The following is a 16,103-nucleotide window of genomic DNA, read 5'->3' on the forward strand; positions in this document are numbered from 1 at the left end:
TTGCTGTCATCATATGAATAACACTTCTAATCAGTCTTCCCTTTTCGGGCGAACTAGAAAGCTGATTACCGGGCTCCTGACTGGCCTAGCCACTACGGGCCTTTTGGCCACCGCACTTTCGGCACAAGCTCAGGGCCCCGTTCCGCTGTCACTAACCAGCGCCACGCCAGTTACCGAGAACTTTAACGGCCTAGGCACAGCATTAGGCACTCAGGTGCCCAAGGGATTTGTGGTGGCCTTTAGCACGAGCACCAGCCCGAGCGTTACGTACGCTAACCCCGCCAATACTAGCGTTACTACCCGGGTGGGTGGCACCTCTGGTACCAATGCCATGAATAGCTCCTCGGCGGGCGGCATTTACAACTTTGCCGACGGCATTGCGGCTTCTGCCACTGACCGAGCCCTGGGTTTTCTCTCAAGTGGCTCGTTTGCTGCCCCCCGCCACCTGCTGCTGGCTGTGCAGAACAACACTGGCACTACCATCACTGACCTGGCAGTGGCCTACGATATTGAGAAGTATCGTAGTGGCACTACGGCCTTCGAGTGGCAGTTTTTCACAAGCCCTGACGGAATTACCTGGACGCAGGACGTGGCTGCTACTGAGAAATACGTGGATGCCACCACGGCCTTGGTTACGCCTGTTTATTCCATCACTAAAAACAGAGTTATCAGTGGGCTAAACCTGCCGGCTGGTGCTACCACGTATTTGCGCTGGTCGTACGTAGGAGCTGGCAATACCAATACGGTCGGACTGGGATTAGACAACCTCAGCATCACGCCCACCCTTTCTGGCAGTCAGCCCCCAGCACCGGTAGCCGCTATTACCACGGGCAGCGTATCTGCGGCCTCGTTCTGCGTGACTACTACGGCAGGCAGCCCAGCTTTTGAAGTGGCCTACACCAGCACGGGCACCTTCACCGGGACGTACAAGGTCCAACTGTCTGATGCCAGCGGGGTGTTTCCGGCCAGCGCCTCTTCCAACATCATTGGTAGCGGCTCCTCCTCTCCCATTTCGGCTACTATTCCGGCGAGCACAGCCAGCGGTACCCAATACCGGGTGCGAGTTCTGAACGATGCTCCCGCCACTACTGGGTCTGCTAACAGTTCTGACCTGAGTGTCAGCCTCACGCCAGCTACCAGCACGGTTACGGTTTCGCCTTCTTCGGCGCAAACTGTTCCTGCTGCCGGTTCGGGCGCAATCCTAACGGCTACCGCAGCAGCGGGCTCCACTTTCGGGTGGCAGTATAGCACCAGCCCAACTGAGTCGTTCACGACTATTGCCGGAGCTACTACGGCATCCTACCAGCTGAAAGCCACTGATTTTCCCGGCGCCGGCACTTATTACCTGGTAGCGCAGGCCACTACTGCCACTGCGTGTGGTAGTGTAGTGGGCACCAGCAGCCCCATCACCGTAACAGTTACTGCTCCGGCAGCTACCCCCGTTGTTAGTGTTTCGCAAACCACCCTACCCGATTTCGGTAGTGTAGCCGTGGGCGCGGGTGCTCCTCCAAAGAGCTTTGTTGTTAGCGGCACTAGCTTAACGGATAACCTCACCATTACGCCCCCAGCTGGTTTTGAAATCCGGACGGGCACTAACCCCTTCGCCTGCTGCTCCATTGTGCTCTCACCCGTGAATGGCACAGTACCAAACACCACTATTGACGTACGGTTTACTCCTACTGATGCCCAGCCCGCCCAGGCGAGCATTCCGGTAACTGGCGCCGGTCTGCCGACCCAATCGGTAGCCGTGAGCGGCACAGGCATTGCGGCCGTTTACCCCGCCACGTTGGCTACTACCGCTGTCTCGAACCTGACGCCTACCAGCGTTACCACTGGTGGCACCATTGCCGATGATGGCGGCAGTGCCGTAACTGCCCGCGGGGTAGTATGGAGCAAAACCTCTAATCCTGTGTTGGGTACCACCCGCACTGTAGATGGCGCCGGCTCGGGTGAGTTCAACAGCGCTATTACGGGGCTGTTGCCCGGCACTACGTATTACCTGCGCGCCTACGCCACCAACGGCACTAGCACGGCCTACGGCGACGAGGTGACGTTTACCACAGTGGCCGTGCCGCTGGCCACGGAGCCTACTGCTCCGGCTGCCCTCACGGCTAGTGCCGTAACTACCACCTCGCTTCAACTAAACCTAACCGGTGGCAATGGTACTACCAAGTACCTGGTAGTAGCCCACCTGGCCGCACCCGTTGATGCGGAGCCCACCGATGCCACCACCTACACCGCCGATGCAGCCTTCGGGAAAGGCAGCGTGCTGGGCAAAGGCAACTATGTAGTGTACAACGGCACTGGATCTAGCGTAACGGTGACAAACCTCCGCGCTAATACTCCTTACTATTTCACGGTTTTCGCGTTCAACGATAACAATACGCCCTACGCCGAAAACTACCTGACAACCGCGCCGGGCACGTTGACGCAGACGACTGAAGCTGCTCCAATAGCCCTGTTGTTGGAAGAGAACTTCGAATACCCAGTGGGCTCACTCCTGACGGCCAACTACTGGACGGCGCACAGCGGGGCGGGCACCAAATCAGTAGCGGTGGTAGCGAAGCCCCTCTCTTACCAGGGCTACAGCGCCAACAGCGGCAACGCGGCGGCCTTAACGGGTAGTGGCGAAGATGTGAACCGCACCTTCAGCCCGGTATACAGCCGCACCCCGGTGTATGCCTCATTCCTGGTGAACGTAGCCAGCGTTACAACCAGCGGTGACTACTTCTTCCACCTGGGCCCACAAGTAACTGGTAGTACGTTCCGCGGCCGGGTATTTGTGCGTAAGGATGCTTCCAATAAGCTGCAGTTTGGCGTGAGCAGTGGCTCTGGCACCGCTGATTATACTCCGGCTCAGTACGACCTGAATACGACCTATCTGGTAGTGCTGAAGTACACGTTTGATGAGGCAGGCAGCACTGCTCAACTCTTCATTAACCCCACTACTACCAACCAGGAGCCAGCTACGGCTTCGGCCAGTGCCACTGAAACCGGCACGCTTGCTGCGCCCAACGACAACATTGGGTCGGTGGCCTTGCGCCAGGGCTCGGCCTCGCCAGTGCTGACGGTAGATGGCATTCGGGTGGGCAATACGTACCGGGTGGTGCGTACCGGCCTCACCTGCCTCGATCCGGTTCTGTCGGTGCCTACTATTGCCACGGTTAGCAGCACCACCGATCAGTGCGGGGCCTCGGTAGCCTTTGCCGCCACAGCAACGGGCGCGCCGGCTCCGGCCATCACGTACACCATCGTGAAAGACGGTGTAGTTACGCCCATCACCTCGCCCTACTTGTTCCCGGTAGGTACTACTACGGTTACTGCCAGCGCAGCTAACGCCTGCAGCACCGATACAAAGACCTTCACGGTAACAGTAGAAGACAAGCAGGCGCCTACCGTACTGACGCAAAACCTGACGGTGGCGCTCAGCAAAGGCTCAGCTACCATTACGGCTGCCCAGGTTGACAAGGCCAGCACCGATGCCTGCGGTATTGCATCCATGAGCTTAGACCGTACCACGTTTAGCTGCGACAACATTGGGGAGAACACCGTGACGCTCACCGTTACCGACATCCACGGCAATACGGCTACTGCAACGGCTACCGTTACGGTAACGGGTGAAATTCCCAAGCCAACTATTGCTGTTACTCCCGGCTCCAACGTGTTCACGGGTGGCGTAGCAACTACCTTGTACCTGGGCTACGGACCGAAGAGCGCTACCCTCACGTCAACTGGTGGCGTGGCCTACAGCTGGAGCCCGGCTGCTGGCCTAAGCAATGCAAACATTGCTAACCCCGTGTTTACTGCTAGCCAGCCTGGCACCTTCACCTACACGGTTACCGTAACGAGCGCCTCAGGCTGCACCGCTACTCAAAGCGTAACCCTGACGGTAGTAGACGTACGCTGTGGCAACAAAGGCAACAAAGTAACGGTGTGCCACAAAGGCAGCGCTGTCTGCATAGAAGCCTCTGATGTAGCTGACCATCTACAACACGGCGACCAGCTGGGCGACTGTGTTAAGAGCACGTCGGAGTCTAGTGCGGTGCTAGCTGGTGTGGCAACCCAGGCCGCAGTATTTGAGGCCTACCCGAACCCCTTCACAGAGCGGACCGTGATTCACTTCCGTGCTGCCAAAACGGGCGTAGCGCAGCTGCAGGTATACAACTCGCTAGGCCAGGTAGTGAAGACCTTCTACAGCGGCATAGCCCAGAGCGGTCAGGAATACGAGTTTACCCTGGAGGGCGGCTCTCTGACTCCAGGCCTCTATACCGGCCGCCTCGTGCTGAATGGTGAGGTGCAGACCTTACGCCTGATGCTGAATAAGTAGCCAGCCTACCCAAGCGCACAACACCAAAAGAGGACGCCCGCAACGGCGTCCTCTTTTGGTGTATAGGCTTAGCAGGATTTACGCGCCTATGAGTATCTTAGCTATTGATACTTAATGACCTATTCCAATGATAACCCCCGGAAAAGATAAAGGAGCTCAACTAATTATTGTAGTTGCTATTTGCTTGCTGCTTAGCGCCGCTTTACCCTTGTGGTTTAAGGAACTGTTTGTAGCCGAATCGGGCCACTTCTCTACCAGTACTACAGGCGTAGTGCTCTTAATTATAGCTATGCTGTTGCGCTGGCGTCCGGCGCGGGCCATATTGCTTGTCCTGACCATTCTGTACCTGTGCGTAGACGTTTTTGCCTTTTCGCATTCGCCCAGCAGAGTTGGTTTTCTACTAATAGCCCCGCTTCATCTCATAGCCTTTGCCCTATTGGGCTTCTCACGTTCTGTGCGTCAGTACGTTGACAAGCCGGCTGCCACTTGAGTAAGTGGCCTAGCTGCCGCTGCGCAACAAAAAAAGAGCACCCCGTGAGGTGCTCTTTTTTTGTTGATGACGGTGCCGGCACAGGCCTAGGTATTCAGTACTTCGCCCCCGTTGGGGTGAATGGCTTGGCCCGTAATGTAGGAAGCATCTTCCGAGGCCAGGAATACATAGGCCGGCGCTACCTCAGAAGGCTGGCCGGGGCGCTTCATGGTGGTGTCTTTGCCGAAGGAAGCTACTTTGTCGGGTGGGAAGCTGGCGGGGATGAGGGGCGTCCAGATGGGGCCGGGGGCCACTGTGTTAGCCCTGATCTTCTTCTCAGCAAGTTGCTGGGCAATGGAGCGAGTGTACGCCGTGATGGCACCCTTGGTAGAAGAGTAATCCACGAGCTGCTGATTGCCGCGGTAGGCATTGATGGAGGAGGTGTTCACGATAGAATCGCCCTCCTTCATGTGGGGCAAGGCCGCCTGGGTCACGCGCACGAAGGAAAAGAAGTTAACCTGGAAGGTATCCTCAAACTGCGAGTAAGGTAGCTCTGCCACATCAGTGTTGGGGAACTGCTCAGCGGCATTATTCACGAGTACGTTCAGGCCGCCTAGCTCTTCCACCGTCTGGCTCACAATGTTCTTGCAGAAATCATGGTCGCGCAGGTCGCCGGGGAGGGTGAGGCAGCGGCGTCCTTCGGCCTCCACCAGCTGGCGGGTTTCGTAGGCGTCCTGCTCCTCGTGGGGCATGTACGTAATGGCCACATCGGCACCTTCCCGCGCGAAGTGCACGGCCACAGCGCGCCCAATGCCAGAGTCGCCGCCCGTGATGAGGGCTACTTTATCCTGGAGCTTGCCGCTGCCTTTGTACCCAGGCCGAATGTACTCCGGCTTTGGCGTCATTTCCTGTTCAATACCCGGCTGTTGATCTTGTTGTTGAGGTGGCAGGGAGGTTGGTTTGTTTTCCATAGCGTTGGTTGGTAATCAGAGTATCGGAAGCTTATACCAACGAGCATATGGTGAGCGGGTTACTGCCGAGTAGCGGGACTAGTGGCCTACATGTGCTACAGCCGCCCCAAGGAAATGGCCCCACTCACTCCCGCTCAAGTGCGGCAAAATCGGCTACTACCTGGGCCACAAAACGCTTACTTGCCGCCGTGAAAGGGGTTAAACGAGCCACAATTGCCTGCCATCTTTCCAGCTTTTCTTCTTCCGTTAGGTCGTAGCTCCACTGGTAATTGCCATCTACCTGCACCAGCTTGCTGGCGTTGCTGCGCCATACATAATCCAGCATTACCTGCTCGTTGGCCAGGCGCAACAGGCTGGTACCATCATCTCCTACTTCTGCGTAGAGAAACGCCCGTCGGTAGTAGCACAACGTCCGGTGGCCTTCCTTGTCGGATGAGGACAGTACATACTCTCCACTTTGTAGTTGGCTAAGCAGCAGTTGCTGGCATTGCGCAATGGTAGCGGTACCCTCCGCAATAGCGGGCGGCACCTGCATGGCGGTAACGGCTTTCTTGGGTGGTATCAGGAAGGCAATAAGTTGTTGCCACATGGCTGCCTGTTAAAGAATACCGGCCTGCGCCACCCGCGCCGTCACGAGCAACTGGCCTACGTGCCGAGTGGTATGCTCGGTGGCGTGGGTCAGCAGGCCTACCACGGTGCTGGGCAGCGCCTGTCGCCCAACGGGCCGAAACTCCGGCAATATTTCCTCCGGCGTAGTGCGCAACGTGTGCAGCATGTGCTCTACCGCTTCCTGGAAGCGTTCTACTAGTGCGGCCGTAGTATCTGCAGTGCCTGGCACAGTGGGGCCATCTTTCTCCGCGGCGAGGTAGCGGAACTGCTCCTCCGATAGCGGCTGCTGGCGAGCATAAGTCTGCATCCGATCTAGCACCCCGGCCAAGTGGCGCAGGTGAAAGCCTACGGAAGCCACACCGGCTGGGCGGGCCGCCAGCAGCTCGTCGGGGAAGTGGCCTAGGGCAGCAGTTACTTCCTCGCGGGCCTGGAGCAGGGCGTGGGCTAGTGGCTGGAGCAGCGGCGGCACATCGGGCAGCGGGCCACGCAGCCAAACTTCGGGGAGAGTAGCGGGAGTCATGCAGCAGTAACCGCTGAAGTGGGGCGCGGGTTGCGGAGTTTTAGGAGGTTCGGTTACGCCATGCACTTACACATCCTCCTAACATAGGCGGCATTCTACCTTATTATCAAGGCTAGGGCGCTAGGCCAGTTGGTCACACGCATCAGGGCCCTCCTTCAGCCTGATGGGGCACTCAAGTAGTGGCGCTAGGCCACTTCAACTGCCTCAACACGTTCTCGTTTGAGCCGTACGGCTGCCTGTTAGGCTACATTAGTTTCATGGAAAAGAAGCTGGTTAGAGGGTGAGGGCTTAACTTTAAGGCCATGCTTCAACTTTCGCAGCGTGGCGTGGCGTTGCCAGCCTCCCCTTACCGCAAACTCAGTCCGTTCGCCGATGCCGCTCGTCAGCGCGGAATCATCGTGCATCCACTCAACATCGGGCAGCCCGATATTGAAACGCCCCCCTCCATGTTGGCGGCGGTGCAGCAGGCGGATATCCGGGTGCTGGAGTATGGGCCTACGGCGGGCACGGTGAGCTACCGTCAAAAGCTGGCGGGCTATTACCAGAACCTGGGCCTGGATGTAACCGCGGAGGATATTCTGGTGACCACGGGCGGCAGCGAATCCATTTCTTTTGCGCTACTGGCCTGCCTCAACCCCGGCGACGAGTTTATTGTGCCCGAGCCTTTTTACGGGCCTTACAACGCGTTTGCCATTTCAACTGGCACGCACGTGGTGGCCGTGGCTTCGCATATTGAAAATGACTTTGCGCTGCCTCCCATTGAGGAATTTGAGCGCAAGATCACGCCGCGCACTAAGGCTATCCTCATCTGCAGCCCCAACAACCCCACCGGCTACGTGTACAGCCGTGCGGAGCTGGAGCAGATCAAGGACCTATGCGTGCGCCACAACCTGTTTCTGCTCTCCGATGAGGCCTACCGGGAGTTTTGCTACGATGCTGATTTTACCAGTGCCCTGCACTTGCAAGGCGCCGACGACCACATTGTGCTCCTTGACACCATCTCGAAGCGCTACAGTGCCTGCGGAGCTCGTATTGGAGCATTTGTAACCAAGAACAAGGCTCTCCGCGACATTGTGTTCAAGTTGGCTCAGCTGCGGGTTTGCCCGCCTGGCCTAGGCCAGCTGCTGGCCGAAGCCGCCGCCGACTTGCCCGAGGACTACTTCGACCATACCAAGGCGGAGTACCTAGCCCGCCGCGACCTGATGGTAAGCCGCCTGCGCGGTATGCCCGGCGTGCAATGCCCCCTGCCGCGCGGCGCGTTCTACGTGCTCTGCCACCTGCCCGTAGACGACGCCGATCTGTTTGCGAAATGGCTGCTGGAGAAGTTCTCGTACCGCAACGAAACGCTTATGGTGTCGCCGGCTTCGGGCTTTTACGCTACCCCTGGCCTAGGGCGCCAGCAGATGCGCATGGCCTACGTAGTAAATCAAGACGTCATCAACCGGGCCATGGACTGCCTGGAAGTGGCCCTGCGCGAGTACCCCGGCCGCTGGGAATAATGAGTACAGGAAGACTGCCACAGCCCTAATAAATAGCGAATAGTAAAGAAGAACGTCCTGCTGAGCGGCGCGAGCAAAATGCTTCGACTGTGCTCAGCAGGACGTTCTGTAAAACCTACTATCTTCTGGGCTGATTATTGCCTGTTTTCGGCCATGAAGCGCTTTCTCCCTCTCTTGTTTCTGCCGCTGCTAGGTGCGGCGGCTGGTCCCGGTCGCCAAGATTCTGGTTCGGCTCGTTTGCTCACGTTGCGCATTAATGGGCAGGTGGTAGCTACCGACACTACCAGCTCCCGCTTTTTTCTCAGCGATACGCGCACATTGCGCCTTTCTATCATTCGGGCCGACGACCCCGATGGGGAAGGCCTTACCATTCTGATTGACCGGTTTCCCATTCAGGCCGGCACCTATAGCTTCCAGGAAATTCTGAGTGGCCGCAACCGCGACGCCTCGTACCGCTTCGGCAGCACAGCCGCCTATTCTAAATCCTGCCCCGACAACCCCGGCTCGGTAACCATCACGGCCGTGAATGGCGAGAAGCATTGGCTGGCTGGCTCCTACCGCTGCACCGTTTGCGAATCGGGCCGCGGCGGCAAGCGGTTCACCATGGAAGGCACGTTCCGGTACCCCGTGGAGAAAGAGTAGGCGCCGGCGTGCAACCTCGTGCTAGTTCTTTGTCTCCTAGGCCTATGCAGATAGTTACGCATTCTTTTCGCAACCTGTTGGCACTTGGGGTCATTAGTATATTGGCAACGAGTTGCTGCTGGGATGTGCCTACGGAGAACCATGCTTTCTTGCTCTTTCGGTTTGACACCGACACTACAGCAGGCGGACGCGGATTTCGCAAGCAGGAGGTACAAACAGCCTATGCTGTAGTCTACGCCAATTCTGATCTGACCCAGCCCCTCGACACGTTTCGACAGGCGCTGCCGGGTACCCGACCTTCTCCGAGTGGGCAAATTCTCACCATCTATCCTATGCCACCTAATAGCCTGCAGCTGTATCTGGGAAAAGTTGTGGGCGGCCAAACGCCCTGGCCTGGCTACCGGATTGTGGTGCCGGCTAGCCAACGCACATTTGAAGTGCGGAATACGGAGCTGGAGTTCAAAGAGAGAAACGACCGGTGCGATGGTGTGTACCTGAAACAAATACGTTTTACCTTAAACGGCCAACTGCTAGAGCTTCCGCCAGTGCATGAGTGCGTGGTACTGAGTAAGTAACTGCTTCACTTGTTACGCGACGTTGAGATAGAGGCTAGCAGCTTTTAGCACTTCTTGAAAGGAGGAATAGGCTTGTGGCCCGTGGGAGTCTGGCGGTGGGCTGTTAGCTTTAAGCTTTTCTGACGCGGCCATCGGCGGCTGACAGCTTCTCTATTCCTCACTATGAATTTTTCTTTTCTTCGGACTGGCCTGGTGGCGGGCGTCCTCTTGCTGGGTACGTTGGCACAGGCTCAAACTACCTCCTCCCCCAACCGTTTCGTAACCGACAGTCTCGATAGCTACATCCGGCGCGGCATGCGCCAATGGCAGATTCCTGGGCTAGCCATAGTGGTGGTGAAAGACGGAAAAGTGGTAGTGCAGAAAGGCTACGGCGTGCGTGAAGTGGGCAAGCCTGAGCCCGTAGATGCCAACACTTTGTTCATGATTGCCTCCAACACCAAGCTTTTCACGGGTACGGCACTGGCTAAGCTAGATGGAGAAAAGAAGATTAGCCTGGAGGAGAAAGTAACCAAGTACCTGCCCGACTACCGGCTCTACGACTCGCTGGCCTCGCAAATGGTCACGGTGCGCGACCTAATGAGCCACCACTTTGGCTTTAAGACTTTTCAGGGCGACTTCTCTTTCTTTAAGTCTAATCTGGAGCGGGGCGAAATTGTGCGGCGCATGCGGCTGATGAAGCCCGGCGGCCAGTTTCGGCGCGACTATGGCTACAGCAACTCCGGCTTTGTGGCCGCGGGCGAGGTAATACCCGCCGCCACCGGCGGTACCTCCTGGGAGAGTTACGTGCAGCAGAATTTTCTGCAGCCGCTGGGTATGAGCAACACGTTCGTATCTGGGGCGAATTTTGCGCAACGGCCTAACATTTCTCAGGCGTATTCCAACACCTTCGGGCCGCTGGCAAAAGTGCCGTTTGACAACTGGGACAACATGGGCCCTTGTGCCAGCATAGTGTCAAACGTAACGGACCTGGGCAAGTGGTTGCGTTTCCAGCTGGATAGTGGCCGCTACGAGGGCAAGCAGGTGATGCCCTGGGCAGCACTGCGCAAAACCCGCGACGCCAACACGATTATCAGCGGCCGTAAATCAACTATCTATCCTACGCACTTCACCACCTATGGCCTGGGTGTGGAGGCCACCGACTACAACGGCCAGCAAACGTTCTGGCACACCGGCGGGGCCTCGGGGCAAGTGAGCAATGTGTGCTTTGTGCCCGAAGCTGGCCTAGGCATTGCCATTCTCACCAACAACGACAACCAGAGCTTCTTTGAGCTGCTGCGCTACCAGCTGCTCGACAGCTACCTGGGCGTACCGTACGTAGACCGTAGCGCCCAAGGCTTAAAGCGCAAGCAGGCGTATGAGGCTACCCAAGTTGATCCAACCAAGGCGCTAGCAGCCCGGGTTGCTAAAAAGAACAAGCCCGCTTTGCCGCTGAGCGCCTACGTTGGCGAGTTCGAGAACAAGCTGTTCGGCCACATCACCATCAGCCAGAAAGGCAAGCAGCTTCTGATTCAGTTTCCGACCCACCCAGGCCTCACCGCCACCCTCGACTATATGGATGGCCAGGAGTTCCGAACGACGTATTCGGACCTGGTATTTGGGGTAATGCCCGCCAAGTTTGAAGTAGAAGGCGGCAAAGTGAAGAACGTAGAGCTGCGCGTAAACGACTACGTGGAGTACGACCCGTACGTGTTCGGAAAGCTCTAGTAGTGTAGGCCACTGCTGTAACGAAAAAGCTGGCTCACCCTTCAACTGCGAAGGGTGAGCCAGCTTTTTTATGACTTACACAACTACCTATAGAACGTCCTGTCGAGCTTGTCGAGACAGGACGGGGGCTATTGCAGCCATATCCTATTTCTTAAATAGTAGCCAGATCCAGCACGAAGCGGTACTTCACGTCGGACTTGAGCATGCGCTCGTAGGCCTCGTTGATGTAGTTCATGGGAATCACTTCCACGTCCGACATCACGTTGTGCTCGGCGCAGAAGTCCAGCATTTCCTGGGTTTCCTGGATGCCACCAATCAGCGAGCCGGCAATGCGGCGGCGCTTGGCAATGAGGTTGAAGGCGTGCAGTTGGGGAGCTTCTGGCGGAACACCGAGGAGCACCATCGTGCCATCGAGGCGCAGGGTGCTGATGTAGGGCGTGAGGTCCATGGTAGCCGACACGGTGTTGATGATCAGGTCGAAGTAGTTCGACACCGATTTCATCGACTCCTGGTCTTTGCTTACCACGAATTTGTGGGCGCCCAGGGCGCGGGCGTCAGCCTCTTTGTTAGGCGAGGTGCTGAACACCGTTACTTCGCAGCCCAAAGCGGCGGCAAACTTCACGGCCATGTGGCCTAGGCCACCCAAGCCCATTACGGCTACCCGGTCGCCGGCCTTGGCCTTCCACTGGCGCAGCGGCGACCAGGTGGTGATGCCAGCGCACAGCAGCGGTGCCACGCGAGCCAAATCGAGTTTCTCGGATACGTGCAGCACAAATTTCTCGGTTACTACCACGTGGTTAGAGTAGCCGCCGTAGGTCACGGTGCTGTCGCGGTCCTGGGCACCGTAGGTGCCCACGAAGCCTTCGTCGCAGTACTGCTCCAGGCCTTCGTTGCACTCGGGGCAGTGCTGGCAGGAGTTTACCATGCAGCCCACGCCGGCCAGGTCACCGGCTTTAAAGCCTTTTACGTGCGCGCCCACTTCTACCACGCGGCCCACAATCTCGTGGCCCGGTACCATGGGGAAGATGGAGCCGCCCCACTCGTCGCGCACCTGGTGCAGGTCGGAGTGGCACACGCCGCAGTAGAGAATTTCGATGCGCACATCGTGGGCGCCCACGTCGCGGCGCTGGAAATCGAAGGGTACGAGGGGCTCATTTACGGCCGGAGCCGCGTAGCCTTTAGCATCAGTCATACTAGTTGGTTGTAGAGGAAGAGCAAAAAACAGTGCGAAGCCTCTAAACCGGGCTACAGGCAATAAGGTTTGGGCGGTGCTGCAACCCCACAGGCCGAATAGCTGTGTTTGCCTGGCGTAACTCCGCGTAGTGCTGTACCTTACCACCCGCTGCCACTCCCCTCTTTTTCCTACTCATGGCTCCCCAAACCCAACAAGCATCACCCATAACCGGCCTGAAACGCAACTCGCTAGGCCTGCGCCTCTGGCACTGGGCCAACGCCGCCGTAGTCTCAGGGCTGCTGATTACGATTCTATTTCTCTTCGTGATTGTGAAGATGAAAACCGCAGGGCCGGAGTTTCAAAAAGTACTCAGCAAAGAAGGCGTCACGTTCTCGCGTGAGCAAGAGCGCGGCCTCACCCGCATTGTATCGCACCGCATCTGGGACTGGCACATTGGTCTGGGCGTGGCCCTAACGGCCCTGCTGGTACTGCGCGTAGCGGTGGAGATGGTGCAGAAAGGCGCCCAGCGCTTTGGGGTGAAGCTGCGCGTGGCCCGGCAGATTTTCCGGCAGCGTGGCTCCGATTTGCAGGATGCCCGCCACTCCTTGCTGGTGAAGTACTCCTACCTGGCTTTTTACCTCATGCTGGTGGTGATGGTGGTTACTGGGCTGGTGCTCATTTACGCCGATGATGTGGAGTTTCTGCACCGCCTGGAGCATACCGTAAAAGAGGTGCACAACTTTACCATGTACCTGGTCATAGCCTTTACTGTTGGCCACCTGGTGGGAGTGGTGTACGCCGAGGTTACCAAGAACCGCGGCATTGTCTCCGACATGATTCACGGCGGCGGACCGGCTGAAAACGTGTAGCGCACCTGGCCTAGCGGCCTGCTTACAGCCCACGGTCCGTCAGTGCTGGCGGCCGTGGGCTTCTTTATTTTCTGTTGCTTTGTTCCGAGCGTCTTCTGCGGCGCGCAGGTATTCATGACTGTTTCTACTGCCTCACCTCCTTCTCCTACCGCTTGGCGGGCTATTGTGCTGGGCACGCTGGGAGCTTGCCTCTTCTCCTCCACCTTTCTGCTAAACCGGCTCATGGCCACCAGCGGCGGCTCTTGGGTCTGGACGGCGGTGCTGCGCTATTGCTACATGGCGGTGCTGCTCACGGGGTGGCTACTGGTGCGTGGGCAGTGGCCGGCCTTCTGGCGTTTTTGGCGCAGCACCTGGCCTACGTGGGTACTGTGGGGCACTATTGGCGTGGGGCTCTTTTACTCACTGGTGGCCGTGGCGGCGCAGTTCAGCCCGGCCTGGCTGGTGGCAGGCTCGTTTCAGCTGGTACTTCTCTCTGGCTTGCTGATTACGCCCTTCGTGTACCACGACCACCGCGCCCCGCTCAACTTCCGGGCCCTGCGTCTGGCTTCGTTGGTGGTAGTGGGCATTGTGCTCATGCAGGCTGATAATCTCCGCCAGGGGTTTTCCGCAGGCGCCCTGCTAGGGTTTGGCCTAACGGTGCTATCTACGTTCCTGTACCCACTGGCCAACCGTAAGATTTTAGTGTTTCTGGAAACGCAGCCGGTGCGCCTGAACGCTGGCCAGATGGTGCTGGGTCTCACGCTTGGGAGCCTACCTTTTTGGGCGGTGCTGTCGGGGATAGGTCTAGCCACGGGCCCAGGGCCTACACCCGAGCAGTGGCGCTACACCTTCATTATTGCACTGCTGGCCGGGGTATTGGCCACTAGCTTGTTTTACTACGCCCTGGCGCTGGTGGGCAACAATGCCCCGCTGCTTGGGGCGGTGGAGGCAACCCAGTCGGTGGAGCTGCTGGCCACGGTAGCCCTGGAGGTTACGCTGCTGGGCGCGCCGCTCCCTTCGCCCATCAGCTGGTTAGGCATGGCGCTGGTAGTGCTGGGCATTGGCCTGTACGCCCGCTTGCGGTAGCGGCAGGAGTGGCCTACGCGGCGTTGGCGATACACGAGAGAAAACGTCGTGTCAAGCTTGTCGAGGCATCTCGCGTGCTGAGGCAAGAACGATGTAGAAACGCAACAGTTGGAATCTCCGGTTAGAATGACAGGCCTAGAACTGGGCAGGCTTAACAACCTTAGCAACGATGAGACGCAAGATGTTACGTCTCTACATCGTTCTTGCCTTAGCACGCGAAAAGTCTCGACTCCACTTGACAGGACGATCAAATTTTAGTTGTCCTCTCAGCCTAGGAAGTGGCTTTGTCCATCTGTTCCTGGGCGTCGTGCTGCGTTGCGGCTTGCTGCACTGGCGGCGCCTCCTGGGTGTTGGGGGTTTGCCACCCTTTCTGCAGCATTTCCTCCACCTGAGCCCGCAGCCGCTTCATTGATTGCTGGGAGAACCGCTTCTGGAGCATGCGCCCAAACAGCCGGAAGCCAATCCAGTAGAAAGGGTTACGGATGCGGCCGGTTTGGGAGAAGGCGTGAATGTGAAAGATAATCCGGCCCGTAACGAGGTTTTTGTGGATGGTGAAGTCAATCTGCCCACGCTCAAAGTGGCCTTCCAGAGTGCGGTAGTTATACCCCCACACCTGCTCGGTCTCGCCGTTGGGCAGGGTGCGCTGCTCATCCGTAACGCCTCCAATGCGCACCCCAAACCAGAAGGTGAAGAACAAAAACTGCCCCCGCAGCACCATCACGCGTTGCTCCAGGGGCTGATCGGGCAGGAAGATGCCGGTAATAAGATTGGGGGGCGGAAAGGTGTAGTTGCGTAGTACCTCGCGGGCCGCCGCCCAAGAGCCTTGCGCAGCCGGGGGGCCCGGCTGCTCGGCGGGCAGCTCCGTTTCGTAGTCGTCTACGCGCCAGCCGTTCTCGGGCGTATAGTCGGCGGTGCGCTCAAGGTCAAAGTTGACGCCGGCGTTGGCGTAGGCCTCTAGGCGAGCTTTTTGGCGCTCATAGAGTGGAGCTTGGTTAGGCATCGCGCGAGACATTGGTTTCCGAGTCGGACTGCTTTACCGTCTCTACGTGCACCGGGCCCAACAAGAGGCCGCCGCTTTTCTCGCCCACACGCTGGCAAAAGGTTTCCCAGGTTTGCTGCTGCACGCGCTTGCCCATGCCCAGGGTGTCGTAGGTGAAGGCCACGAGGCCGTCGCGGGAGCGGGCCCAGGAGTGAATCTCGAAGCGAATGGTATCGGGTAGCGACGGATGGGGGCACAGTATAAACCGAATGCGACCCGCTTCAGGATGGTTTTCCAGCGTTACCAGCTCAAAGTAATCGGCTCCTATCTCGGAAACGCGCACATCTCCGTTCCAGGGGCCCAGAATCTTGATGCTAAACTCATCATCCACATTCAGTTCGTGCTCCTGGCCTTTCTCTTTTTTGAAGTCGGCCAGCAGGTCGGGTGAGTACTCCGGAATGTTGTCTTTTACGTTGCGAAACAGCTCCGGGGCCGGTTGGCGCGGGTGCTGCACATCAACCCAGTAGCGCCGCTCAAAGAAGGGGCCGCTGCCGGTGTGGGCGGGTTGCTCGGGTTTGTTGGTCATAGCAGGGAGAGTGCAGAGAGTCTGTAGGCCACTAACGTAGCCGCCGAAGCCGGGGTTAATGCCCGGCTGTTGGGCAAAGTGGCCTACCACTTCTTTCGCGTTGGCTGATGAGCT

General features: G+C 58.0%; 13 protein-coding genes. 7 read left to right on the forward strand and 6 right to left on the reverse strand.

Going from position 1 to position 16,103, the window contains the following annotated elements; genetic code table 11:
* Positions 1-13: 13 nt before the first annotated feature.
* Positions 14-4,327, forward strand: coding sequence for a T9SS type A sorting domain-containing protein (locus tag EU557_RS05340; protein WP_135529355.1), 4,314 nt, complete (start codon positions 14-16; stop codon positions 4,325-4,327).
* 576 nt (positions 4,328-4,903) lie between these two features.
* Here the strand turns inward: EU557_RS05340 and EU557_RS05345 are convergent.
* The 3 genes from EU557_RS05345 to EU557_RS05355 all read right to left on the reverse strand — a co-directional run bounded on the left by EU557_RS05345 (position 4,904) and on the right by EU557_RS05355 (position 6,896).
* On the reverse strand, positions 4,904-5,767 hold the full coding sequence (locus EU557_RS05345) for an SDR family oxidoreductase (RefSeq protein ID WP_135529356.1): 864 nt from the start codon (positions 5,765-5,767) through the stop codon (positions 4,904-4,906).
* A 124-nt stretch (positions 5,768-5,891) separates the two neighbouring features.
* On the reverse strand, positions 5,892-6,356 hold the full coding sequence (locus EU557_RS05350; protein WP_135529357.1) for a hypothetical protein: 465 nt from the start codon (positions 6,354-6,356) through the stop codon (positions 5,892-5,894).
* 9 nt (positions 6,357-6,365) lie between these two features.
* Positions 6,366-6,896: a DinB family protein gene (locus EU557_RS05355; protein WP_135529358.1), complete on the reverse strand. Its 531-nt coding sequence runs from the start codon at positions 6,894-6,896 to the stop codon at positions 6,366-6,368.
* 302 nt (positions 6,897-7,198) lie between these two features.
* Here EU557_RS05355 and EU557_RS05360 point away from each other — a divergent pair, with 302 nt between their 5' ends.
* The 4 genes from EU557_RS05360 (at position 7,199) to EU557_RS05375 (ending at position 11,316) form a co-directional block, all read left to right on the forward strand.
* Positions 7,199-8,395, forward strand: coding sequence for a pyridoxal phosphate-dependent aminotransferase (locus tag EU557_RS05360; RefSeq protein ID WP_135529359.1), 1,197 nt, complete (start codon positions 7,199-7,201; stop codon positions 8,393-8,395).
* 153 nt (positions 8,396-8,548) lie between these two features.
* Positions 8,549-9,037: a hypothetical protein gene (locus tag EU557_RS05365; RefSeq protein ID WP_135529360.1), complete on the forward strand. Its 489-nt coding sequence runs from the start codon at positions 8,549-8,551 to the stop codon at positions 9,035-9,037.
* A gap of 149 nt (positions 9,038-9,186) precedes the next feature.
* The gene (locus EU557_RS05370; RefSeq protein WP_135529361.1) at positions 9,187-9,612 is read left to right on the forward strand and encodes a hypothetical protein; all 426 of its coding nucleotides are present in this window, start codon (positions 9,187-9,189) and stop codon (positions 9,610-9,612) included.
* A 162-nt stretch (positions 9,613-9,774) separates the two neighbouring features.
* Entirely contained in the window at positions 9,775-11,316 is a 1,542-nt protein-coding gene (locus EU557_RS05375) for a serine hydrolase (RefSeq protein WP_135529362.1), read from the forward strand.
* 151 nt (positions 11,317-11,467) lie between these two features.
* On the opposite strand, the gene EU557_RS05380 is transcribed toward EU557_RS05375, so the two are convergent.
* Entirely contained in the window at positions 11,468-12,508 is a 1,041-nt protein-coding gene (locus tag EU557_RS05380; RefSeq protein WP_135529363.1) for an NAD(P)-dependent alcohol dehydrogenase, read from the reverse strand.
* A 176-nt stretch (positions 12,509-12,684) separates the two neighbouring features.
* On the opposite strand from EU557_RS05380, the gene EU557_RS05385 reads away from it, so the two are divergent.
* Both EU557_RS05385 and EU557_RS05390 read left to right on the forward strand, forming a co-directional pair.
* Positions 12,685-13,359: a cytochrome b/b6 domain-containing protein gene (locus tag EU557_RS05385; RefSeq protein ID WP_135529364.1), complete on the forward strand. Its 675-nt coding sequence runs from the start codon at positions 12,685-12,687 to the stop codon at positions 13,357-13,359.
* Between the two features lie 114 nt (positions 13,360-13,473).
* Positions 13,474-14,424 (forward strand): multidrug resistance efflux transporter family protein, encoded by a 951-nt coding sequence (locus tag EU557_RS05390; RefSeq protein ID WP_135529365.1) that lies wholly within the window; start codon positions 13,474-13,476, stop codon positions 14,422-14,424.
* A 271-nt stretch (positions 14,425-14,695) separates the two neighbouring features.
* On the opposite strand, the gene EU557_RS05395 is transcribed toward EU557_RS05390, so the two are convergent.
* Positions 14,696-15,424 (reverse strand): DUF1990 domain-containing protein, encoded by a 729-nt coding sequence (locus tag EU557_RS05395; protein WP_210115983.1) that lies wholly within the window; start codon positions 15,422-15,424, stop codon positions 14,696-14,698.
* A complete protein-coding gene (locus EU557_RS05400) occupies positions 15,417-15,989 on the reverse strand; it encodes a DUF1990 family protein (RefSeq protein ID WP_135529367.1) in 573 nt (190 codons plus the stop codon). The genes EU557_RS05395 and EU557_RS05400 overlap by 8 nt, the downstream gene beginning before the upstream one ends.
* Positions 15,990-16,103: the final 114 nt, after the last annotated feature.

Source organism: Hymenobacter wooponensis, from assembly GCF_004745865.1.
Lineage (GTDB): Bacteria > Bacteroidota > Bacteroidia > Cytophagales > Hymenobacteraceae > Hymenobacter > Hymenobacter wooponensis.